Genomic DNA, 21731 nt, shown 5'->3' on the forward strand with positions numbered 1-21731 from the left:
CGATTGCGTACGGGAAAGAAACCTTGTCCGCCCTCGCCCTAAAACTCCCAGGATTCGACGGAATCCTTTCTTTTTTCATGTCCCCCGGCAAGGAATTTGCAGACGAACTCAGCACGAGGCTTAAAGTGATAGCAGGTCTTGAAAAACCAAATCTTATGCACACCGAGGATTTTTATCTGAAAGAAAACAAGAAACTTCTCGAAGAGCTTGAAAGGTCTCTTAAAACTGAAAAAAAGGATTCCATACTCGTATTATGGGGACCCCATGAGGATATTGAAACTGCGAGAGACGTAATCGAAGAAAGATGTATGTTGCTCTTTGACGGAGTGCCCGGTGAGACAAGAAAAGGACTTTTGGACGGAACGACGATCTTTGAAAGGGTTTTGCCGGGACCAGATCGTATGTATCCCGACACCGACTCTGCACCGATACCTATTGAAAATTCTTACATCGAAAAAATCGAAAACTCTCTCCCGATCTCCATTGAAGACAGGTTCTCCCAGATGAAATCCTGGGATATCCCCGACGACGTCAATGTTTATCTGATGAAAAAAAACCTTCTGCCCGTCTTGGAAGAATTGCATACCAATTTCGAAATAGATCAAAAATTTCTTTCATGCCTATTCGGGCATTACATTAAAAACCTCGAAGGCAGATACAAAAAGAATTTTCCATACACAAAATTACCGGTCGTATTCCAATACATGAAATCTCAATCAATAGTTTTCGAAAAAATCAAAGATGTCTCAAAAATACTAATTGAGAATCCAAACATGGAGCCCGAGTCTCTTTTTTCAACGGCGGGATTCGTCAAAAAAGACAAAAAAGAAATAATTGCCATGATTCCGGAGCTGAAAAAAAACTTTTCTAAAATCAGAAAATCCAAAAACGACGGCGCAGAAAAAAGATGGCTCATGGGAAGATTAAAAGACCTTTCCACCGGCAACATACCCCTTAAAGAGCTTGAAGCGGAGATAGACTAATGCTTGAAATCTACAAGGGCTACCGGGGAATTTCTCTTGATGTTTTGAAAAAATTCAACGCGCCTGTATGGACGGATGTAATCATAAAAACCAAAAGAGGCGAATTCAGAGGTATTATCCTTCCGAGATCCGTAAACGACGACGACCGGCACATAGTCCTGAAAATACCCAACGGATACAACATCGGCATATCGGCTGACATAATAACCGAAATCGAAAACGTAGGATACAAAGAAGCCCATTACAAAATTCCCGAAAAAGAATTTTTCTTCTCCGCGAACAAACCCCAGATCAAACTTTTCGGAACCGGCGGAACCATAGCTTCGAGACTCGACTACAGGACAGGCGCTGTCATACCTGCATTTTCACCGGGAGAACTTTACGGCGCGGTTCCGGAATTAGCAGACATCTGCAATCTCTCCACGGAAAAGCTTTTCGCCGTTTTCAGCGAGAACATGGGTCCACAGCAATACAAGACACTCGCCGTCGCTATAGGCGAAGAGATAAAAAAAGGCACCAAGGGAATAGTCATAGGACACGGAACAGACACAATGCACCACACAGCGGCGGCTCTTTCCTTCATGATCCAAAATTCACCTATACCGATAGTCATGGTCGGATCTCAAAGATCATCCGACCGGCCGTCTTCCGATGCAGCGCTCAATTTAATACACGCCGTGAAAACAGCAGCGGAATCAGACATAGCTGAAGTAATGGTGTGCATGTTCGGTCCGACTTCCGATAAATTCGGTCTTCTGCACAGCGGAACAAGGGTCAGGAAGATGCATTCCTCGTACAGGTCAACTTTCCGCACTGTAGGCGATATACCGATAGCTATGGTCGACAGGGAAAAAATCACACCTATCAGAAAGAAATACAAAAAGAGGAGAACTGACAGAAACGTCGGAATTTTTCCTTATTTTGAAGAAAAAGTCGCTATGATCTACTACTACCCCAACATGGCTCCCGATATGATAGATTCGCTGGTCGAAAACGGCTACAGAGGAATAATAATTATTGGAACCGGCCTTGGACACGTAAACAAACCTCTATATCCCGCTATAGAGAGGGCGGCCAAAAAGAATGTCCTGATGTTCATGACTGTCCAGACCTTATGGGGTTATACCCACATGTTCGTCTACGACACAGGCAGGGATCTTATGAGCCTTGGGGTTATACCGGCTGAGAACATGCTCCCCGAAGTTGCTTACATAAAATTAGGCTGGGCTCTCGGGCAATCAGATGACCCTGATGAAGTCAAGAAAATCATGCTCTCTCCTGTTTGCGATGAAATCACCGAAAGAGAACCTTATAACGGATACCTCATATTCCAGGGAGGAATACCCGAGGTGGAAGATTTTCTGGGCAAGATTCATAAATAGCCTAAATGTCAAATTACCCCTATTACACAGACGTCGATCAGATCTATCATTGTGATTGGACTGCCCAAAAGTATCTGCGTTTTAGTCTTATGAAAGAGGTTTTGGGCGAACTCTTTCCCCAAAACCACCGTTCAAAATTCATTCAAATAGCAGGAACAAGCGGTAAAGGATCGGTGTGCCGTTTTCTCGAAGCGGCTTTTTCTGTTGAATACAAAACAGGCGCATTCGTCAATCCTCATCTTTTCGACTTCAGAGAAAGATTTTCTGTAAACGGAAAAATCGTCGATCAGAACGAAATTTTGGATATTTGGGAGAATACACTTTTGCCACTGAGCGTTAAAATGCTTTCAAAAAAACGCTTGGCATTGTCCTACAGCGAGGTCTGCGTCCTTTTTGCGCTTTTGATTTTTCAAAAACATGAAGTCGACTGGGCATTTATGGAGACAGGTTGCGGCGGCAGATACGAAAGGCTGACCGCATTGAAAGCCGAAGCGGCCGTGATCACATCCGTTGGATACGACCATCCGCTGAGCCTCGGAGAAGAAAAATGGCAGAGAGCATGCGACAAAGCCGGAATAATCAGAACTGGAAAACCTCTTTTCACCGCTGAGCCAGACGACGAAATCGTCCGAATCTTTGCACAATTCTGCGAAAAACAAAATGCGGATTTGATTAGGTTGAAAGAAAAAAGTGTCGAAGAAGTCCGGAATTTCCATTTAGGTGAAGGTAAAAACTTCCTGATTTTCAACCAGGAACATCAAATCAAAAACGCCGCTCTCGCCCTTGAGATCTTCAGATTTTTCAAAGGCAAGGGAGACATACGCAAAGCCCTGAAAAAAATGGGAGAAGTCGTTTTTTTGGGGAGGTTTGAAGAAATTGCCCCGGGCGTTTTCATCGACATCGCTCACAATGAAGATAAAATTCATGCGCTGTTTGAACATCTCCAAAAGAATTTTTTTGAAAAAAAAATCATTTTAGTCGTAGCTCTCTCGAATCTCAGGTCTCCAGATAAGATTTTCAAAAACATCTCTTCCATAGCCGAAAGAATAATCGTGACCCGCGCTTCATACAGTTCGGTCGAACCCGAGGATATCGCCAAATCCCTTCAACTATCGTCCGCGGTTCCTGTCGAAATAATCGAAAATCCCAGAGAGGCTTACGAAAAGGCCGTCTCTTTGAAAACCGACAATTCCATAGTCGTGCTGACCGGCTCAAACTATATGATAGACCAAGCTATCAACCCAGACAGACACCTGTCCCATCTCAATCTCACATACGGGTGGAGATACAAGCATTAGTGGAATTCAGTAATAAACATCCATACGGTTTTTGCCCTTGTACTTGGCTCTGTAAAGAGCTTTGTCTGATTGTCTGAGCAAATCGGAAAAATTTTCGCAACCCTTTTGAACTTCTGCAATGCCGATGCTGTTCGTTATTTTTATGCTCCTCCCGTCCACTTCAATTTCCTTGTCCTGAAACTCTTTGAGTATTTTTTTGCTCAACTCGACCGCTCCCTGGAGGTCGGTTCTCGGCAATAGGATCATGAACTCATCTCCTCCGTATCTGGCTAAAACATCGAAATTCCGGATTATTGATTTTAAAATTCTCGCGGTTTTTTTTATAATTTGGTCTCCTACCAAGTGTCCGTAAACATCGTTGACTTTTTTAAAATCATCTATGTCAATCAACAAAAGAGAAAGAGGCTCCGAAAACCTCGTCGCTTTGAAGTATTCTTTGTCGGCTATTGTGAAAAATAACCTTCTGTTGAAAAGATCCGTCAACTCGTCAGTCATTGAAAGGTAGTGAAGCTGGCTGAATATTTTAGAATTCTCGATCGAGATTGCCGCCTGATTCGTGATTTGCGTCAGAATTTCAACTTGTCTCTCGTCGTAATGAGATTCTTCCTCATGGTGCAGGGTCAGTAAACCGAGAACGTTTTCTCTTCTCACAATAGGCATGCAAATGGCTGATTTGAAATTCGAATTGTCGTCGTCAATTTTTATCCACCTCTTGTCTTTATCAGTGTTTTTTATCAAGGCGGCTGTTTTGTTCTGATAAACCCAACCCGCCAATCCATTTTGCATTATCTTTTCAACAACAGCGGTTTGCTTTTTTTTGGATCCGTATTCTCGTGAAAGGATTTTCTTTATGACGTTACCCCCGGAATCGGTCAAAAAAATGGTTCCGGACACAGAATCGGTGATTTTGACGGTGAGTTGCAAGATTTGCTCAATTACGACGTCTATGTCGAGGGAAGAATTAAAAATTCCCGACGTCTCGTAGAGAAACCTCAGTTGAAGCGCGTTTTCTCGAAGTTTTTTAAACGAATCGGTTTTTGAAACAGCCTGTAAAAGCCGGGGTATCAATTCTTCAGAGACTTTTTTCTTTTCGACATAGTCGTCAGCTCCGGCCTTGAAAGCTTCTTCGATTTTCAGGTTTCTGGGGTTGGCAATGACTACCAGAGCCGGATCTGCGTGATTTTCAGAATTTTTAATAGAATCAATTATCTTTGAAATCTCCATTTCGGAAGAATATATTACAATGAAAGCAGAAAAATCTTCGGGTTTAATTTCAGTTCCTTCTTTTAAAAAATTTTCTGTTTCAAAAAATTCTACCCCTTCCCCGTTCAATATACCGACGACCTTTTCGTGTACGGGGTCTTTTACTCCGCACAAAACTATCTTCAAATTTTTTGGGGAGATTCTTTTCGTTCGAACGTCTTGGCGCATCATAAAAAACCTTATTTTTAGTTAATTTTACTATATAATTTCTCTGAATTCACCATCTTTGTATTGAACAGAACGTGAAGAAAATTCTTATTATAGACGGATACAACATCCTGGGTAGAAACCCTGACAGCCTTTTCGGAGAAGAGGAACGTGAAAATCTGATGTCCAAGGTCAGAGCTTTGACCTCCGGATCAAATTTTTATACTTTCGTTGTCTTCGACGGCAGCGGAAAAACATCATCGAGAGAAAAAAGACCGGGGGTTGAAATCATGTTTTCCAGCTCGGAAGACTCGGCGGACGAACTTATAGTCAATTTGGTTGAAAAAAGCGCTACAGCAGGTCAAAGGGTATTTGTCGTCACAGCCGACAGGGAGCTCTCTTTTAGATGCAAAAAGTTTGGCGCTCTTGTTTTCAAAGACGCCTCTTTAGCGGTGAAAAAAAAGAAGAAACCTCTCAAGAAAGATGATAAAATCAGTCCGTCTGAAAGTGTGGATTACTGGTTGAAACTCTTCAACAAAGGAGATGCAGATGAAGTATGAAATTCTCTACCAGCCCAGCTATTCCGTGGCTAAAGTTTTTTTGGACAAAGACGAATCTCTGACAGGCGAAGCCGGAGCTATGGTCGCAATGACTCCGAACATAGAATTAAAATCCGAGATGGGTGGCGGAAAATCGGGTTTCGGCGGTTTTATGAAAGCCGCCGCGAGATCTTTTGTCGGAGAAAGTTTTTTTCAAGCTAAATACACAGCTCTTAATTCACCCGGAGAGATAATTCTCGCCCCTTCAGGAGTAGGCGACGTAACAGTAATTGAACTTCAAAATCAATCCTACATGGTCCAATCCGGATCTTACCTCGCCTCTTCTTCCTCTCTGATAATCGACACCAAGTTCACCGGAGGAAAAAGCTTCTTTTCCAGAGAAGGCCTTTTCATGATAAAAGTGACAGGGACAGGGACGCTTTTTGTATCGAGTTTCGGAGCGATACACCAAGTCGAAATACCTTCGGGACAAGAATACATCGTCGACAACGGGCACATTGTAGCTTTCGACGCCACGGTTCAATACAAAATCGAAAAAGCCGCCAAGGGTTTCATATCTTCCGTCACTTCCGGCGAAGGTTTCGTGTGCAGATATCAAGGCCCCGGCAAAATTTATCTGCAGACAAGGCAAGTGGAAGGCTTGGCTAATCTGATAATACCTTACGTGCCTAAAAAATGACGCTTCCTTCGTCGAGAGAAGAAATACTCTGGACGTATAAAACAGGTTACGATGTTCTTCTTTTGACGGGCGACGCTTACGTCGACCACCCTTCATTCGGAGTCTCGCTTATTGCGAGACTCCTTCAGCATCATGGATACAAGACCGCCGTTTGTTCCCAGCCAACAAAAGAAACATTAAAGAAAATTCCAAAACCTGATCTTTTTGTCGGCATAACCGCCGGAAATCTCGATTCGATAGTATCTAATTACACGGGCAACAGAAAAATCAGAAATGACGACAAATTCTCTTCGTTCGGAAGAGCTTTCAGAAACGACGGCACGAAGAGAAGACCGGACAGAGCGAGCATAGTATATTCTAACTGGGCTAAAGAATTATACAAAAATACACCTATTGTTCTCGGGGGAGTTGAATCTTCTCTGAGAAGAATAGCCCACTACGATTATTTCAGCGACAACATAAGAAAATCGGCTATTGCCGATTCTAAAGCGGATTTTCTTGTTTTCGGAATGGGAGAGACCCAAATTCTTGAGATAGCCGAAAGGATAAGATCAAACCCTGAAAATTTTGACAAGAAGGGTATACCAGGGACATGCTACCTATCTGGCGAACCCGATGGTCTGGAAATACCGTCTTTCGAAAACGTCAAAAATGATCCAGCGGCTTTTCTCGAATCGCAGATCGCTGTCAACGCAAATTCCCATCCTGTCTTCGGAAAATTATTTTCTCAAAAACAGGATACTCGTTATGTCGTATGCAATCCGCCCGCAATGCCCGTGAAAAGCGCTTTTTTGGATCTTGTCTATTCGTTGCCTTATTCGAGAAAAGCCCATGTATCATCTCGAAGGGTTCCCGCCCTCGAAATGATAGCTAATTCAATAACTTCGCATAGGGGTTGCGCAGGTTCCTGCTCGTTTTGTTCGATTAAACTGCATCAGGGCAAAACAATCGTCTCCAGATCCGAAGATTCCATAATGGATGAATTGGATGCTATAACACGAAATACTTTCTTCAGAGGGCACATAACCGACGTTGGAGGCCCCAGCGCAGACATGTACGGGAGCTATTGCTCTAAATATCCCGGGAGCGGATGCAACGACAGAGAGTGCCTCTATCCTGAAAAGTGCCCATTTTTCAAGACAGATCCCGAAAAGTATTTAGGTCTTCTCGACAAAATCGCGAGCAAGAAAGGCGTCAAGAAAGTCAGTATCGGTTCCGGCCTAAGACTCGACATAATTCTCGTGGAAGACAGATATCTCAAAAAAATATTACTGAACTACACAAGCGGAATTCTAAAGGTCGCACCGGAGCACATAAGCCCGTCGGTGTTGAAGATCATCAGGAAATACAGACCTCATGAATTTGAAGATTTTATACAAAGGTTCCACGCGGCAAAAGTTCAATTCGGTTCGAGAGTCGAGTTGGTGCCGTATTTTATACTTTCACACCCGGGGGAAGGAGAAAAAGAGTTTAAAGAGCTGCTCGATTTCTCAAAAAAAAGCATGGTATTCAACAGGTCTTTTCAGGATTTCACCCCAACGCCAATGACAGACTCTACCTGCGCCTACTACACCGGCATTGACGCAGCGACAAAAAAACCGGTTGTAACAGTTAAAAAACAGAGCGAGAGGCACAAAAGAAGAGAAAATTTCGCTGGTGGAGCTTCAAAGAAATTTCATGAACTCTAAAGTATTACCCGCCGGATCTACGCCGTAGAAATGGTAAACTCCGTGCTTTTCATTTTTTTGTGGATCTGTCATCGCGAAACCGGCTTTTTTGATCTTTTCATGCCATTCATCGACATTCTCCACGCAAAACGAAACCATGCACCCGAGAGAAGAAGTATTTTCTCCATGAGCTCTGCAGTAGCCGATCCCGGCATTTTTTGACTCGTTTAAAAAGATTTCGCAGTTATCGCTTTTTCTAAAAGATGTAAAACCCAGTGTGTCGACTGCGAATTCAGAGCATTTTTCGAATTCATCAACTTTGAAGTATACTATCATTTTGTCCGTTTTCATCGGACTTGTTCCTTTGAATCTGATTTTGAGATCTTAACCCGTAGAAAACACTCACCAAGGCGCCAGCGACGAGAAGAGACCATTCAAAAACTCTCAAAGAACCCCACAAAGGTATCGGAGGAGCGCTTTCGAGCCCTTGGCGAATGGCTGCTCTCTGGGCTGATACATCAGCGATCACGTGAAAAATATAAACCGCGAAAGCTGAAAAAAAACCCAGAAATATGTAGAACCCAGATAAAATTTTGTTCTTGTCGGGAGACCTTTCGCCTTTCAGCTTCGACCACCTGATGAAGCCCCAGACAGTGCCTGCAATCAATATCATAAAATAGACTATTTCTCTCCAGGTTACAACTTTTCCTAACCACCACATCAGAATCCTCCTTGTTTCCATCCTCTAATTCCGATCAGAGGAACAAATACGCATCCAAATTTCTTCTCAATATCATAACCGTCTTTTTTCTTGACAACAACCAACAGTTCTTGAAAATTCAAAGATCCAACAGGAATAACCAAACGTCCGCCCACGGCAAGTTGTCCGACAAGAGTTTCTGGGACTTCAGGACAGCCTGCCGTCACTATTATGCCTTCAAAGGGAGCCATCTCCGGCCAGCCCACTGAACCGTCTCCAACTCTGACGTTGATATTTTTATAACCCAATTCGTCAAATTTTTCTTTGGCGTCTTTAGCCAGTTCAGGAATCCGCTCAATTGTATAAACTCTCTCGACTATTTCCGCAAGAACGGCGGCTTGGTAACCGCAACCAGTACCAATTTCAAGAAAAGTGCCCCCCGGTCGCGGTTCAGCCAGTTCTGTCATTTTAGCCACCATGTACGGCTGCGAAATAGTCTGGTTTTCTCCTATCGGCAGAGGTGAGTCATCGTATGCCCTGGACCTGAATTCTTCCGGCACGAAAAGATGCCTCGGAACAGACAACATCGCTTTTAAAACCAAGGGATTTTTAACTGGGTCTTCTTTTTTTTGGATAATCTTCACCATCATCTCCCTGGAAAGTCTCATCCCCCCTCGCCTTCCAACACTCCGACAATACTCTGGGCGAGATCGGAATCAAACAGGTTTTTTATCTTATAAGGAGACAGAGAAGGGTACCCTTTTTCAACAGCGGCTATGTCGGTTCCCTCTATTACATCCCATAGAGGTTTATCACCAGAAAGCCAATAATAAACCCTCCCCAAAGGGTCCTGCCTCGGTTCAATTTCTCTGTCGTATTTCCTGTGGCCCATCAAAGTTATCTTAACCGAGCATGAAACCGGATTTTTCGGAACGTTTAAATTCCAGAGTCCTCCCAATTTGAGCACTACAGGAAGGATTTTTGCGGCGATTTCACCGGTTTTCAAAAAAGTTGAAAACTCTTTTGAGTATTCTTGAGAAACAGCCAATGACGGCAAATCAGAAAGCGAAGCCTCGGCCGCGGCGGCAAAAGTACCTGAATACAAAATATCTTCTCCGATGTTGTATCCTTGGTTTATTCCCGAAACCACTAAATCGGGTTTTGGACAAAATCCGCCTCTGAGCGCGAGGACAACACAATCGGTTGGCGTCCCTGAAACGGAATAAACCCTTTCTTTTAAATTCTTCACGATCACGGGTTTTCTAAGTGATATGCCATGGCTTGAAGCGCTCTGTTCCTCTGCCGGAGCCACTACATAAACTTCCCCCAGGTCTGAAAGGTTTTGCTCCAGCGCTTGCAAACCCATAGCGTTTATGCCGTCGTCGTTGGTTATTAAAATTTTCACTTCATGATTCCGATAAAAACATAAAAATCAGTTTTATGAACCTCAGGGTATCCACAAAAGGGTTTATGTGGCTTTTTTCACCTGCGTAAAGAGTCTGAACCGAAACTTCCCTTATTTCCGATCGCATTTTCGCGGCACGTATTATCATCTCCGTCTCAGTTTGAAACCTCTTGGTCTTAAGATGCATTTTTCGGAAAATTTCAGAAGAAAGATACCTGAAGCCGCATTGAGAATCTCTTATCCTTTGTTTAGAGAGAATAGAACAGACAAGTGATGTCGTCCTGTTTGAAATTATTCTCGGCAGGGGCATGTTCAGAACAGTGAATTTCCTCACCCCTACTATCACGCAGTTAAAACCTAATTCTAACGATTCTATGAATCCCTTCAAATCAGACGGGGAATGCTGGCCGTCACCATCCATGAGGAAAGCTCCTTTGAAAGAATTCTTCACTGCCCAGTCCATTCCTTTTATGATCGCGGCTCCTTTACCACTGTTCTTATCGATCCTCAAGACCCACGCGCCTTTTTCCTTCGCCTTTTCAGCTGTCTTGTCAGAAGAGGCGTCATCGACAACACAGACTTTTAAACCGTAATTTCCCCTTATATTTTCTACCAATTCTCCTATCGACTTCTCTTCGTTGAAAGCAGGGATGACTACAGCGACTTCATTTAAAAAATCGCCTGTAGAAATGCCATTGCTCCGGGAAATTTCCTGCGTAGTTTTCGTACAATTTGACATATTTTTTCAACAGTTTCCTTTTTGCAAAATCTGCACTCTCATCATTGCCTGTTTCATAAGGGCCGTGTATATAAACTATATATTTACCATTTCCAGTTTTCAAAGCAAAAGGAAAAACCGCGTATCTGTAGAATTTTTGGGCTAGTTTAAAAGAAGACTGCGAAAAAACCGAAACACCTCCGAAAATTTCAATTTCAACTTTTCTGCCATAATCACTCCTGTCCGCCAGGACCGCGAGTATATGAGGATCTTGATTTTTTTTCAGGAACGAATAAATTCTGCCGGCGCAAATGCTCCCAACACCTCTTTCTTCTCGCTTTCTCATGAATAGCTCTGAATCGCCCTCAAAATAATGTTCGGCGGCTATTACGTAAAGGGGATGGCCAAAAACAGTTCCAAAAGAGCCCAGAAGCTCCCAGTTTCCGATATGCCCGCTTAAAGCGATTATACTTTCTCCTCCATCGAGCAATTTTCTGATTGAATCGACGTCTCCTTCGATTCCTTCGACCATCTCTTCAGCTTTTCTGCCGGAGCGCCCTAAAAATTCGATTAGATTCAGCGCGAAAAGGTTGAAATTTTTTTCGGCTATGAGTTTGTAATTATTTTGATTTACACCTCCGTAGGAGATGGCGATTGACAGGTTTTTCAAAAGGGCTGAATGGTTTCTTTTCAGAATGATTCGAGCGATTTTTGAAGATGATTGGGCTAATTTCAGATAGCTGTTTTCGTTAAAGGTTTCAATAATTCTTTCCAAAAATACGTAGACAGAAAACTTGTTCAAAAACAAACGCCCCTTTGTTTATAAATTGAGATTGACACGAAATTATTTTTCCTTAACATCACTGAAAACTCAATTAAGTATATGATAAAAGAAAAGACCAAATCAAATTCTTCCTTTGTAAAAATTTCCTTTACCGAAGGAGCTTTCGCCCAGGTCTTCTCCTCTATCGCTGCTCCAGGCAGCATTTTCATCACAAAATTTGCCATCATGATTGGCGCCGGACCCCTATATTTCGGTCTTCTGACTGCTATAGGCCAGCTATCCCAGCTATTCCAACCCCTGGGTTTCCTGATAACAAGAAAGCAGACCTACAGAAAAAAAATTCTCGTAAACCTCCTCTTGTACAGCAGGTTTTTGACCTTGTTCTTCGGGTTCTTGCCGTTTTTGTTCAAAGACGATTTGTCAAAAATATTATTCGCTTTTCTTTTTTTCACCGTAACGGCGGTTCAAGCTACGGCTGGAAACATTTGGATATCATGGATCGCTGATTTTGTTCCTGAGAGAGTGAGAGGCAGGTTTTTTTCAAAAAGAACACAATTTTTGATGCTCACCGCGCTCATGACCGGTTTCGTCTTCAGCTTCATTTTTGACCTATTCGAATCTCAGGGCAAGCTCTATGAATTCATACGTCAATCTGGTTCAACGTTTTCCAGTCTTTTCACAAAAAATAACACTATCTACGCTTTCGCCGCGGCATTTTCCGTAGCCGCCATATCAGGGGTTTTAAGCGCGATAATACTCTCAAGACAAAAGGAAAGACCCAGGAAACCTTCCGAAGAAAATTTCAAGGACAGCGTCTATTCCCCTTTTCGAGACGTGAATTTCATCAAACTGCTGATTTTTGCCACCTGGTTTACGTTAGCCGTGGGGGTCGGATCTCCTTTTTGGGCGCCCTTCATGATTCAAAAGTTGAAAATGAACCTTTTTTTGATACAGGTTTACGGCACTGTCAGTGTCGTTTCTTCGATAATATCTCTCAGGTATTGGGGCAGTTTCATAGACCGGTTCGGAAACAAAACGACAATGAGAATGACGATTGTTCTAGGCGGTTTGAACCCTATGCTGTGGATTTTTCTGAAAGAAAGCAATTTTTGGCTTGTCTATATTGAAGCTATATCTTCGGGTATAATGTGGTCAGCGACGAATATTATTTTCACGAACTTCGTCCTATCCATAGCTCCCAAAGACAGAACCCAAGTATATTCAGGGTTTTTCGGAGCTTTCACGGCTCTCGGAATAGTAGTGAGTTCTCTGTTGTCTGGGATTTTCATGCCCCCTGCTTTCAAATCCTCTCATTTTTACCTTGAACCCGAGCAAATTCTTTTCGCCCTGACCGGAATCTTGCGACTGACGTCGGAAATCCCTCTTTCTTGGGTACATGAGACTAAATCAAGACCTCTGGGCTTTGCCCTGATGTACATGATGACTTCTGTCAAGATGAGGATAATCAACAGAGCTCTTCTACTGCGGGGTATTGTCGTAAAGAAATAGTGTTTAATCGAATATACCCCCTCACCGGACTTATATATTATAAGAGCAGTCGCATATTAAATTGCGGCAAGAAGCAAATCCAAAAACTTGCCCAAAGCCATGAGTACTGCTTCTGACATTGCTTGCCGGCATAGATTGACTTCATTTGATAAATGGATGAAAGTCTATTAGATTAGATATTTTCCGTTCAACCCCGACCACGACTCTTCACGGGGAACTAAACGTGGTAAACATGGAATCAAACTCATCATGAAAAATATTCTTGACAAAATGGTTTTTTTAATAAATCATCTTTCATCTTTTAGCGGTGAGGTGCAGATGATTTACTCCGGCGTCATACTCGGCAATTAGCTGTTGCCGCCCCTATCGGGCAGAATTTCCAAAAGAAATAAAAACGATTAACCATGCGTTTTTGCAGAGGGTATGTTTATGTTCACGAAATTAAAACAAATGAACGAAATAATGAAAGGACACCGCCTCCCTTTTTTTTCATCATTGATATGCATGTCGCTTGCGTCTGCGTTTGCTTTTTTGACACCTTTAATTATAAGACACGTAATTGACTTCATACTCGGGGGAAGCGAAGCTCAAATCCCTTTTTTCTTGAAGAAAGTTTTCTTTTTTGACGGCAAAAGCCCTTTAAGCAAAAATCTCTATTTTGCGGGATTTCTGCTCGTCTTTTCGACTCTATTTCAGGGTATTTTCACTCTGCTGAAGGGTGCTCTCTCATCACGCTCTTCGGAAGGAGCGATAAGAGATTTAAGGGAGAGGCTCTACAACCATATTCAGCATTTGCCCTATTCATACCACACCGGGGTGAAAACAGGCGACTTAATCCAGAGGTGTTCTTCCGATGTAGAGACTATTCGAAGATTCTATTCAGTTCAGTTCATCGAAATCGGGAGGGCTCTTGTAATGCTGTGCCTTGTCTTGCCCATCATGGTCAACCTCAACCGAGTCATGACTTTTTACTCGATGGCTATAATACCGGTTATTTTCGGTTTTGCCGTTTTTTTCTTTTTGAAAGTGAAAAAAGCCTTCAAAATATCGGACGAAGCAGAAGGGGCGCTTTCCGCTACGCTGCAGGAAAATTTAACCGGAATAAGAATCGTGAGAGCTTTCGCCAGACAGGATTTTGAAATAAGCAAGTTTGACAGAAAAAACCTCGAATTCAGGGATTTGACCTACAAACTGATACAACTCTTGTCATTCTACTGGTCCGCTTCAGATTTTCTGTGTATGGCTCAAATAGCATTGATAACTGTCATAGGATCTAAAATGGCGCTATCCCACGAGCTTTCTATTGGGACTCTCGTTGTTTTCGTGACCTACGAAGGCCTTCTCCTCTGGCCTATAAGGCAGATGGGAAGAATTATCACGGATATGGGAAAAACTTTCGTCTCTGTAGAAAGGGTGAATGAAATACTTGGGGTTAACACAGAATACCCTATATCCAGAGACAACAGGGTCATCCCGGACAAAGAACTTGCCTCTGATTTTGAAATAAAAGGAGACATTGAACTCAAGGGAGTCTGGCACTATTTTCATGAATCCGAAGAACCGTCTCTTAAAAATGTGTCTATGAAAATCAGAAAAGGTCAGACCGTAGCGCTTATGGGTCCTACCGGTTCCGGGAAGACATCTCTTGTCAGCCTTCTTCCGAGGCTGCACGAATACTCAAGCGGATCCATACTCGTAGACGGAAGAGAACTGAAAACGATTGACTATCACCACATTCGCAAAAACATCGGAATCGTTCTACAGGAACCTTTTTTGTTCTCAAAAACAATCAAAGAAAATTTGAAAATGGGAAAGAAAAAATCATCAGAAGAGGAATTGCGCAACGCTTCCGAACTTTCCGCTGTCCACGACGTGATTATGTCGTTCGAAAAGGGATATGAAACAATTGTAGGAGAAAGAGGAGTCACGCTTTCTGGCGGACAAAAACAGAGAATAGCCATCTCGAGGACACTGCTAGGCGATCCTCCCGTTCTGATTTTTGACGACTCTTTCAGCTCTCTTGATTCAGAGACGGACCAGAAGATCAGAGCCGCTCTCAAAAGCAGAAAAGGCAGGAGGACAACCATCATAATATCCCACAGGATATCCTCCATTTCTGGAGCGGACAAAATTTTCGTTCTTGAAAACGGCGAAATCAAACAAGAGGGGACGCACGAGGAATTAATCGAAGAGCAAGGGCTCTATAAAAGAGTGTGGGATATTCAGTCTCAATTCGAAAAAGACGTCACACTCAAAACGCCTTCCAAAGAGAAGGAGGTGGCATATGAATGAATATTATTTCCAAGAAGAAGAATTCACAAAAGGCCTGAGTCCCGCCCTCTGGAAGAAGATACTTGCATTTGCCAGACCATACGCAAAATTCGTGGCTCTTCTCTTCGTAGTGATGATATCCGTAGCCGTCATCGACGCCGCGTTTCCCTTGATGACCAAGTACGCGATAGACAAACTGGTGATTGAGAAGGACCACGCTTTCTTGGCGCCTTTTGTAATGACCTATGTTTTTCTGGTGATCTTTCAGAGCGTCAACGTATTTCTGCTGATTTCTGTCGCAGGGAAAATTGACATGTGGATGTGTTACGACATCAGAAAAAGCGCTTTTGAAAAGATTCAGACACTTTCATTTTCGTATTTCGACAAAACTCCCGTGGGTTGGATTATAGCGAGAATGACTTCGGATATTGAAAGAATAGCCGACACTTTCGCCTGGGGTTTTGTCGATCTCATCTGGGGCTTTACAATGATGTCGGCAATAAGCATTATAATGCTCTTCTTGAACTGGAAAATCGCTCTTTTCGTTTTCGTCACAATACCCGCTCTCGTTATTATCAGTTTGAAATTTCAAAGATTGATACTTAAAAGCTACAGATCGGTAAGAAAAACAAATTCTCGGATTACAGGAGCATACAACGAAGGCATAACAGGCGCCAAGACGACAAAAACTCTCGTGAGAGAATCGGAAAACCTGGAAGAATTCCGCTTTTTGACAAAAAAGATGTTCAGAGCTTCATTTTCGGCGGCTCTTCGTTCGTCTTTGTACCTTCCTCTCGTCCTTCTGATTTCGAGCGTTGGAACCGCCATAGCGGTAATATACGGAGGGAAATCCGTCACTGTTGGATTGATAACATACGGAACGTTAGTAGCATTCATTTCATATTCGATAAGGTTTTTCGAACCTGTACAGGATCTGGCGAGAATTTTTTCTGAGTTTCAGAACGCTCAGGCGTCTGCGGAAAGAGTGTTTTCACTTCTCGGCGTCAAACCTGAAATTTTCGATACACAGGAAGTCCTCCTCAAAGAAGCCTCGACCTCTGGGAATTCTGATTCCGTTGAAGGCGATATCAGGTTTCAAGATGTTAGTTTCGGTTACGGGCCGGGATCCTGGGTTCTGGAAAATTTCAACTTTCATGTAAAAAAGGGCGAAAGCGTCGCTCTGGTAGGAGAAACAGGGTCTGGAAAGACGACCATTGCCAGTCTTGTCTGCAGGTTTTACGAACCCATTTCAGGTAAAATCCTGATTGACGGAAAGGACTACAAGGAAATGTCTCTGCACAAGCTTCAGTCGAGCATAGGTATCATGCTTCAGACTCCGCATCTTTTCAGCGGGACAATATCTAATAACATCAGATACGGCAAGCTAAACGCCGAGGATGATGAGGTGATAAGAGCCGCTGAAGCTGTCTTTGCCGACAAATTCATACTGAAAATGGATAAAGGCTTCGAATCGGAAGTCGGTGAAGGCGGAGGTTTTCTATCTGTAGGACAGAAACAACTCATATCGCTTGCCAGAGCGGTGCTGAGCGATCCCAAAATACTCATTCTCGATGAAGCGACGTCATCCGTCGACACTGAAACCGAAAAATTGATACAGATAGGCATCAAAAAACTCATGAAAGGCAGAACGAGTATTGTAATCGCCCATAGACTCTCAACCATTACATCAGTCGACAGAATTATTCTGTTGGATCACGGGAAAATAACCGAGCAAGGATCCCACAAAGAGTTGATAAAAAAAGGCGGAAGGTATTTCAAGTTGTACAAAAACCAATTTATCCACGAAAAGGAAATTGAATACCTGGGCGCGTAAAATTTTCCGACCGCTTCATCCAGAAGCGGTCGGGCTTTCATTATTAAAGAGGTGTAATGCTCTCTATGAATTCTTCGACTTCATCTTCGTGTAATTCGATTTCTTCTTCGTCGGCAAAACCCAGCATTATGAGTCCCTTTTCATCGCACAATTCAAATATGAAATAAGCCACGAGTATTTCACCGCCAGATACAGATCCTTCTCCGTACAAAGCTCTCATTCCGTTTAGGGTCTCCTCTTCAGGTTCATCCAAATCGATTTCTCCTATTGATGCTTCTAAGTCTAAAATCATATCATCGAAATCTTCGACAAATGTCTCCTTGGTCGTCGGAGAAAATAATATGAACAGAATTTCGTCAGAGGTCCAGACCCACAGATCTTCACCTGCGTATTCTGCTTTCCAGTTGTCGAAGAGGTAAAAAGAAACGCCTAATTCTGGATATTCAACAACCTCGGCGGAGGAAAACGACGCGGTAAAAACCAAGATCAAAAAAGATAAAACAGCGTGCTTCATCTCAACTCCTTTAAATTTAAGGTCAAAATTCACGACGATATCAAAATCAATTCACAAGATGATTTGGAAAACAAATCCGTTAGAACGTAAAAAACCCTGTCGAGTCTTTTTTGCTCGTCGGATTTGATTTCTACCTCGAAGCAAGGCTCAAAATAGTCTGAATTTGAACGGGCAGTCACAATCAAATCGGGAACCAAAAACAAATGGATTATCCTTTTATCCGGATTTTTTGAACAGTAATTTGCCACGGCGCTGTAAGAGCCGTCTTTGATGAAACAAAATTTAAAAAATTGCCCTTCGACTGTCTCTCCCATTGGAAGATGAGATTCTTCGGCAAATCTTCCAAGCGCTTTTTGAAACAATTCTTCAATTTTTTCGATTCCGTTGGGATTTGAAAAAATCAGCTTTTCGTAACACTTGGTGTTTAAACCAACACATTCATCTATATGTTTTTTAATTTTATTTTCCGTTGTTTTCATATCATCCGGCAAAAAATACCTCCCGCGATCAGAAATCTACAACCTCGCGGAATCTATCGAGAAGATTTCTGATATCAAGTTTCTGCGGACATTTGCTTTCACACACGCCGCATTTGACGCATTGACCTGCTTTCGAGTTATCAGGCATAAAACGATACCTTATCTTTGTGTTTTGCCTGTTTCTATACATCAAAAAATCCGTGAAGAGAGATAAATTGGCCGGTATGTCGACCCCAGACGGGCAAGGCATGCAGTAAGAACAGCCACTGCAGTCGAATTCTTTCAAAGCATGGTAAGCCCTTTTTACTTCCTCGAAAACACCGAGTTCTTCATCTGTCAAAGCAAAGGATTTTGAAATCTCCGCTGCCTGTGAATTCTCCCTGACTTGATCGACCGTGTTCATGCCGCTCAGCACTATGGAGACTTCTTTTTTGTTCCAGAGCCACAAAAGGCCCCATTGCGCGGGTGATTTCCCGGATTGGGACCAAAATTTTTGGACCTCCGGCGGCTGAACCGCCAAATTGCCTCCCAGAAGTGGCTCCATAACGATTACGGGTATTTTTTTTGAACCCGCGAGTTTTAAACCCCTTGTCCCTGCCTGAAAACTTTCATTCATGTAGTTGTACTGTATTTGACAAAAATCCCATTCGTCGTGACTGAATATAATTTCTTCAAAAACATTGTATTCATCATGAAATGAAAATCCAAGAGAACCGATAATTCCCTGGGCTTTGGCTTCAAGCGCTTTTTCTATCAAGGTAAATTTTTGAACCTTTTCCCATGTAGAAGATGAAAGGGCGTGCAGCAGATAGAAATCGATATAACCTGTCTGAAGTTTTTGCAGTTGTTCGCCTAAAAGCCTGTCAAAATCATCTGTCTTTTCTACTTTCCAAACAGGGAGTTTTGTCGCTAAATATATTTTTTTTCTTTGTTCACCCCTGAAAAATTCACCTAAAAAAATCTCGCTTTTACCTCCATGATAAGGATAAGCGGTGTCAAAGTAATTTATTCCGGAATCGAGTGCTTGCGTAAGAACCTTCTCGGCTTCGAGATAATCGATATTATCAATTGAACCCTTAAAAGGAAGCCTCATGCAGCCCATTCCGAGAACAGAAACCATCTTTTCCGAGCCGCAAAATTCGACTTTTCTCAATTTTTCCTTCCCTGGGTTAATTCTGCGAGTTTGTTTTTGAGCGTCTTTATGTTGTAAGGTTTTTGTATGAAACCGTTCACTTCAATTTCATGAAATTCTTTCGACATGTCTTCTTCGCTGTACCCGCTTGAAATCACAACTCTGGCGTCTTTTTTTATCTCCCTGATTCTGAGCAGGCATTCCTTCCCGTCCATTTTCGGCATCGACAGATCTAAAATCACGACCGCTATCGAATCAGGATCAGAAGAGAATACTTCTATTCCTTTTAAACCATCTTCAGCCGTCAAAACTCTGTAGCCGATTGAACTCAACATTTTTTCACAGATGTTTCTAACCATTTTTTCGTCTTCTATCAGCAATACGGTTTTTTTTTCAGAATGGATTTTTTTTTCGGTTTTTTCATCATTCTCTTTCTTGATAACAGGCAGAAAAACCTTGAAGACCGATCCTTTTCCCGGTTCCGAAACCACTTTAATAAAACCTTTATGCGCTTTGACTATTCCGAGAACCGCCGCCAGTCCAAGCCCTCTTCCGACGAATTTCGTTGAAAAAAACGGGTCGAAAATCTTTGAAAGGGTATCCCTGTCCATCCCTGAACCGCTGTCGGAGACTTCTATTGAAATGTAGCTAACACTTTCGTTAATTTCTCCCAAAATTTCGTTTTTGCCGTCTGCGACAATTTTTGGATAAACTTTTGTCCGTATGATAATCAATCCATTTCTGCCTTCGAGGGATTCAAAAGCGTTGGTTATAAGGTTGCCGACCATCTGCCTTAATTTAATTATGTCGCCCCTGATAAATGGTATCCCTTTTTCAAGGTCGTATTTTAACGTCACGTTTTTTGGAACCGAATGCCCGATAATCTGGTTCGATTCCTCTATCAATAGGTTTACATCCGCATACTGAGTTTCGAGTATTCCTTTACCGGAATATGACAGAAGTTTTTTTGTCAGTTCCGAAGCGCTTTTTGAAGCTTGCAGAATTTCCAGGATATGTGATTTAACGTCTGGTGAATTCTTCAGTTTAGCCGACAGGAGGTCGGCATTACCCATTATACCCATTAAAAGATTGTTGAAATCGTGAGCGACTCCGCCTGCGAGAATTCCAAGACTTTCAAGTTTTTGGGATTTGATTATCTCCCTTTCCATTTTTTCTTTGGTTTCTTTGTCTTTTACTTGCTGGGTGACGTCGAAAATAACCTCCAGGACCTGAAATCCTTCGGTGTTTTCATCGTTGACTGCAAATGTTCTATGATCGAACCATCTGTTGACCTTCGGGTCGAAATTCACCTGAATCTGGTTTAAACCCGTCAGAAAAGTTTTTACTACGGGACAATTGTCGCACGTCGAAGATCTTTTCGCGAAGTGCTCATAACAAATTCTGCCCACTGGATCTCCGTAGGGGAATATTTTTTTTATATATTCGTTGATCCAGAGGACATTCATGCTCTTGTCGTAAATTATGATACCTATCTCAAGAGAAGACAAAATCTTATCCATGAGCTCTTTTTCTTGTCTGCTCTTCTCTTGGGAAATCATTTTCTCGGTAATATCCCTCTGTATGCTCCAAATATCGTAAATTTTCTGATCTTTTATTTTGCCTATTATACTGTTGCTGAACACTTTGTTCTTCCCGTACCTGTCCTTTTCGTACGTCGTGACGTCTGACATTCTATAGCCTGATTCGATAAGTCTATGAACCATCTCATTGTTCTCGGGAATATCCAGTGGCAAAAACTCTTTCGCTTTTCTCCCTATCAATTCAGAAGAATTCTCAAAACCGTACATTTTGGCGTAAGCTTCATTGCACTCAGCAAGAAAAGCATTTTCATAAAATAACTCGATTTGTCTTTCAGGAGTCAGGTCGATGGAAACGCCGAATTTTATTTCAAACCTCATGATGCCGTCGCTTGTCTCGTGAAAGAGAAACCTGTATTTTTCTTCGCTCTCGGATAGAGATTTGTTGACCGAGACATAATCAGTGACATTTCTAACCGTCGACAAAACTTTGTTTTTCGACAAATAAATCAGAGTTGCCACGAAGTACCTTTCTTCGCCTTCGATATTCAGCGAATACTCCATCCGATTGTTCTTTTTTGTTTTGAGTGTGTCCCTTATAAGATTCAAAGCCTCTTCAGCGATGTCTTTTTGAAAAATATCTTTTATGTTTTTCCCGACTATTGTATCCATCGGCAACAAAATGTCTTCGGATCTCTTTGAAATCACTTCTCTATAAAATCCCTGCTCGTCAAAAGTGAAAATCAAATCCGGCAGATTTTTGAAAACCGTCTCGTATGTCAGCAATTCTTCGTTGAGATCTTTTTCTTTTTTTCTCAGTGAAAGATTTCTCTTATAAAAATCGACCATGTAGAGCACTCCGAGAAAA

At 42.3% G+C, this 21731-nt stretch carries 20 protein-coding genes; 9 read left to right on the forward strand and 11 right to left on the reverse strand.

Translation table 11 applies throughout. From position 1 onward, the window contains the following. The 3 genes from JXA84_01340 to JXA84_01350 all read left to right on the forward strand — a co-directional run. Positions 1–983, forward strand: a 983-nt coding sequence (locus tag JXA84_01340; protein ID MBN1149844.1) for a Glu-tRNA(Gln) amidotransferase GatDE subunit E, incomplete at its 5' end; no start/stop codon positions are given. Then, positions 983–2365 carry a Glu-tRNA(Gln) amidotransferase subunit GatD gene (gene gatD / locus JXA84_01345; protein MBN1149845.1) on the forward strand — a complete coding sequence of 461 codons (1383 nt, stop codon included), beginning with the start codon at positions 983–985 and terminating at the stop codon, positions 2363–2365. The genes JXA84_01340 and gatD, both read left to right, overlap by 1 nt. A 5-nt stretch (positions 2366–2370) precedes the next feature. Then, positions 2371–3663 carry a hypothetical protein gene (locus JXA84_01350; GenBank protein ID MBN1149846.1) on the forward strand — a complete coding sequence of 431 codons (1293 nt, stop codon included), beginning with the start codon at positions 2371–2373 and terminating at the stop codon, positions 3661–3663. 6 nt (positions 3664–3669) lie between these two features. On the opposite strand, the gene JXA84_01355 is transcribed toward JXA84_01350, so the two are convergent. Continuing rightward, complete coding sequence (locus JXA84_01355) at positions 3670–5052, reverse strand: diguanylate cyclase (protein MBN1149847.1); 1383 nt, start codon at positions 5050–5052, stop codon at positions 3670–3672. A 116-nt stretch (positions 5053–5168) separates the two neighbouring features. On the opposite strand from JXA84_01355, the gene JXA84_01360 reads away from it, so the two are divergent. Genes JXA84_01360 through JXA84_01370 form a run of 3 tightly spaced genes read left to right on the forward strand, consistent with a single transcriptional unit; the run spans position 5169 to position 8000 of the window. Beyond that, the gene (locus tag JXA84_01360) at positions 5169–5633 is read left to right on the forward strand and encodes an NYN domain-containing protein (protein ID MBN1149848.1); all 465 of its coding nucleotides are present in this window, start codon (positions 5169–5171) and stop codon (positions 5631–5633) included. Then, on the forward strand, positions 5623–6312 hold the full coding sequence (locus JXA84_01365) for a TIGR00266 family protein (GenBank protein ID MBN1149849.1): 690 nt from the start codon (positions 5623–5625) through the stop codon (positions 6310–6312). The genes JXA84_01360 and JXA84_01365 overlap by 11 nt, the downstream gene beginning before the upstream one ends. Continuing rightward, on the forward strand, positions 6309–8000 hold the full coding sequence (locus JXA84_01370) for a YgiQ family radical SAM protein (protein ID MBN1149850.1): 1692 nt from the start codon (positions 6309–6311) through the stop codon (positions 7998–8000). The genes JXA84_01365 and JXA84_01370 overlap by 4 nt, the downstream gene beginning before the upstream one ends. On the opposite strand, the gene JXA84_01375 is transcribed toward JXA84_01370, so the two are convergent. The 6 genes from JXA84_01375 to JXA84_01400 are packed head-to-tail and all read right to left on the reverse strand — an operon-like array spanning position 7977 to position 11604. After that, positions 7977–8330: a VOC family protein gene (locus JXA84_01375; protein MBN1149851.1), complete on the reverse strand. Its 354-nt coding sequence runs from the start codon at positions 8328–8330 to the stop codon at positions 7977–7979. The two genes, JXA84_01370 and JXA84_01375, sit on opposite strands and share 24 nt — an antisense overlap. Continuing rightward, the gene (locus JXA84_01380) at positions 8293–8700 is read right to left on the reverse strand and encodes a hypothetical protein (GenBank protein ID MBN1149852.1); all 408 of its coding nucleotides are present in this window, start codon (positions 8698–8700) and stop codon (positions 8293–8295) included. Before JXA84_01380 ends, JXA84_01375 begins: the two co-directional genes overlap by 38 nt. Next, positions 8700–9347, reverse strand: coding sequence for a protein-L-isoaspartate(D-aspartate) O-methyltransferase (locus JXA84_01385; GenBank protein ID MBN1149853.1), 648 nt, complete (start codon positions 9345–9347; stop codon positions 8700–8702). The genes JXA84_01380 and JXA84_01385 overlap by 1 nt, the downstream gene beginning before the upstream one ends. Further along, positions 9344–10084 carry a 5'/3'-nucleotidase SurE gene (gene surE / locus JXA84_01390; protein MBN1149854.1) on the reverse strand — a complete coding sequence of 247 codons (741 nt, stop codon included), beginning with the start codon at positions 10082–10084 and terminating at the stop codon, positions 9344–9346. The genes JXA84_01385 and surE overlap by 4 nt, the downstream gene beginning before the upstream one ends. Position 10085: 1 nt before the next feature. Next, positions 10086–10823, reverse strand: a complete 738-nt coding sequence (locus tag JXA84_01395) for a glycosyltransferase family 2 protein (GenBank protein MBN1149855.1) — start codon at positions 10821–10823, stop codon at positions 10086–10088. Beyond that, positions 10750–11604: a lysophospholipid acyltransferase family protein gene (locus JXA84_01400; protein ID MBN1149856.1), complete on the reverse strand. Its 855-nt coding sequence runs from the start codon at positions 11602–11604 to the stop codon at positions 10750–10752. The genes JXA84_01395 and JXA84_01400 overlap by 74 nt, the downstream gene beginning before the upstream one ends. Positions 11605–11685: 81 nt before the next feature. Here JXA84_01400 and JXA84_01405 point away from each other — a divergent pair, with 81 nt between their 5' ends. From JXA84_01405 to JXA84_01415, 3 genes are all read left to right on the forward strand, one after another. Further along, a complete protein-coding gene (locus tag JXA84_01405) occupies positions 11686–13095 on the forward strand; it encodes an MFS transporter (GenBank protein MBN1149857.1) in 1410 nt (469 codons plus the stop codon). A gap of 429 nt (positions 13096–13524) precedes the next feature. Then, the gene (locus JXA84_01410) at positions 13525–15387 is read left to right on the forward strand and encodes an ABC transporter ATP-binding protein (protein MBN1149858.1); all 1863 of its coding nucleotides are present in this window, start codon (positions 13525–13527) and stop codon (positions 15385–15387) included. Then, positions 15380–17200: an ABC transporter ATP-binding protein gene (locus JXA84_01415; GenBank protein ID MBN1149859.1), complete on the forward strand. Its 1821-nt coding sequence runs from the start codon at positions 15380–15382 to the stop codon at positions 17198–17200. The genes JXA84_01410 and JXA84_01415 overlap by 8 nt, the downstream gene beginning before the upstream one ends. 43 nt (positions 17201–17243) lie before the next feature. On the opposite strand, the gene JXA84_01420 is transcribed toward JXA84_01415, so the two are convergent. From JXA84_01420 to JXA84_01435, 4 genes are all read right to left on the reverse strand, one after another. Then, positions 17244–17714 (reverse strand): hypothetical protein, encoded by a 471-nt coding sequence (locus JXA84_01420; protein ID MBN1149860.1) that lies wholly within the window; start codon positions 17712–17714, stop codon positions 17244–17246. A gap of 29 nt (positions 17715–17743) precedes the next feature. Then, positions 17744–18205: a hypothetical protein gene (locus JXA84_01425; GenBank protein MBN1149861.1), complete on the reverse strand. Its 462-nt coding sequence runs from the start codon at positions 18203–18205 to the stop codon at positions 17744–17746. 16 nt (positions 18206–18221) lie between these two features. Then, positions 18222–19313: an aldo/keto reductase gene (locus JXA84_01430; GenBank protein ID MBN1149862.1), complete on the reverse strand. Its 1092-nt coding sequence runs from the start codon at positions 19311–19313 to the stop codon at positions 18222–18224. Positions 19314–19342: 29 nt separating this feature from the next. Further along, on the reverse strand, positions 19343–21731 hold a 2389-nt coding region (locus JXA84_01435; protein MBN1149863.1), incomplete at its 5' end, for a response regulator.

The sequence above is a fragment of the candidate division WOR-3 bacterium genome, from assembly GCA_016926475.1.
Classification (GTDB): domain Bacteria; phylum SDB-A; class SDB-A; order SDB-A; family SDB-A; genus JAFGIG01.

What these genes read in the sequence shown, in the direction of transcription:
- JXA84_01405 (MBN1149857.1), top strand. Translation starts at nt 11,686, where the DNA reads ATGATAAAAGAAAAGACCAAATCAAATTCTTCCTTTGTAAAAATTTCC.
- JXA84_01395 (MBN1149855.1), bottom strand. Translation starts at nt 10,823, where the DNA reads ATGTCAAATTGTACGAAAACTACGCAGGAAATTTCCCGGAGCAATGGC.
- JXA84_01375 (MBN1149851.1), bottom strand. Translation starts at nt 8,330, where the DNA reads ATGAAAACGGACAAAATGATAGTATACTTCAAAGTTGATGAATTCGAA.
- JXA84_01370 (MBN1149850.1), top strand. Translation starts at nt 6,309, where the DNA reads ATGACGCTTCCTTCGTCGAGAGAAGAAATACTCTGGACGTATAAAACA.
- JXA84_01410 (MBN1149858.1), top strand. Translation starts at nt 13,525, where the DNA reads ATGTTCACGAAATTAAAACAAATGAACGAAATAATGAAAGGACACCGC.
- JXA84_01385 (MBN1149853.1), bottom strand. Translation starts at nt 9,347, where the DNA reads ATGAGACTTTCCAGGGAGATGATGGTGAAGATTATCCAAAAAAAAGAA.
- gatD (MBN1149845.1), top strand. Translation starts at nt 983, where the DNA reads ATGCTTGAAATCTACAAGGGCTACCGGGGAATTTCTCTTGATGTTTTG.
- JXA84_01380 (MBN1149852.1), bottom strand. Translation starts at nt 8,700, where the DNA reads ATGTGGTGGTTAGGAAAAGTTGTAACCTGGAGAGAAATAGTCTATTTT.
- JXA84_01430 (MBN1149862.1), bottom strand. Translation starts at nt 19,313, where the DNA reads ATGGTTTCTGTTCTCGGAATGGGCTGCATGAGGCTTCCTTTTAAGGGT.
- JXA84_01415 (MBN1149859.1), top strand. Translation starts at nt 15,380, where the DNA reads ATGAATGAATATTATTTCCAAGAAGAAGAATTCACAAAAGGCCTGAGT.
- JXA84_01365 (MBN1149849.1), top strand. Translation starts at nt 5,623, where the DNA reads ATGAAGTATGAAATTCTCTACCAGCCCAGCTATTCCGTGGCTAAAGTT.
- JXA84_01420 (MBN1149860.1), bottom strand. Translation starts at nt 17,714, where the DNA reads ATGAAGCACGCTGTTTTATCTTTTTTGATCTTGGTTTTTACCGCGTCG.
- JXA84_01350 (MBN1149846.1), top strand. Translation starts at nt 2,371, where the DNA reads ATGTCAAATTACCCCTATTACACAGACGTCGATCAGATCTATCATTGT.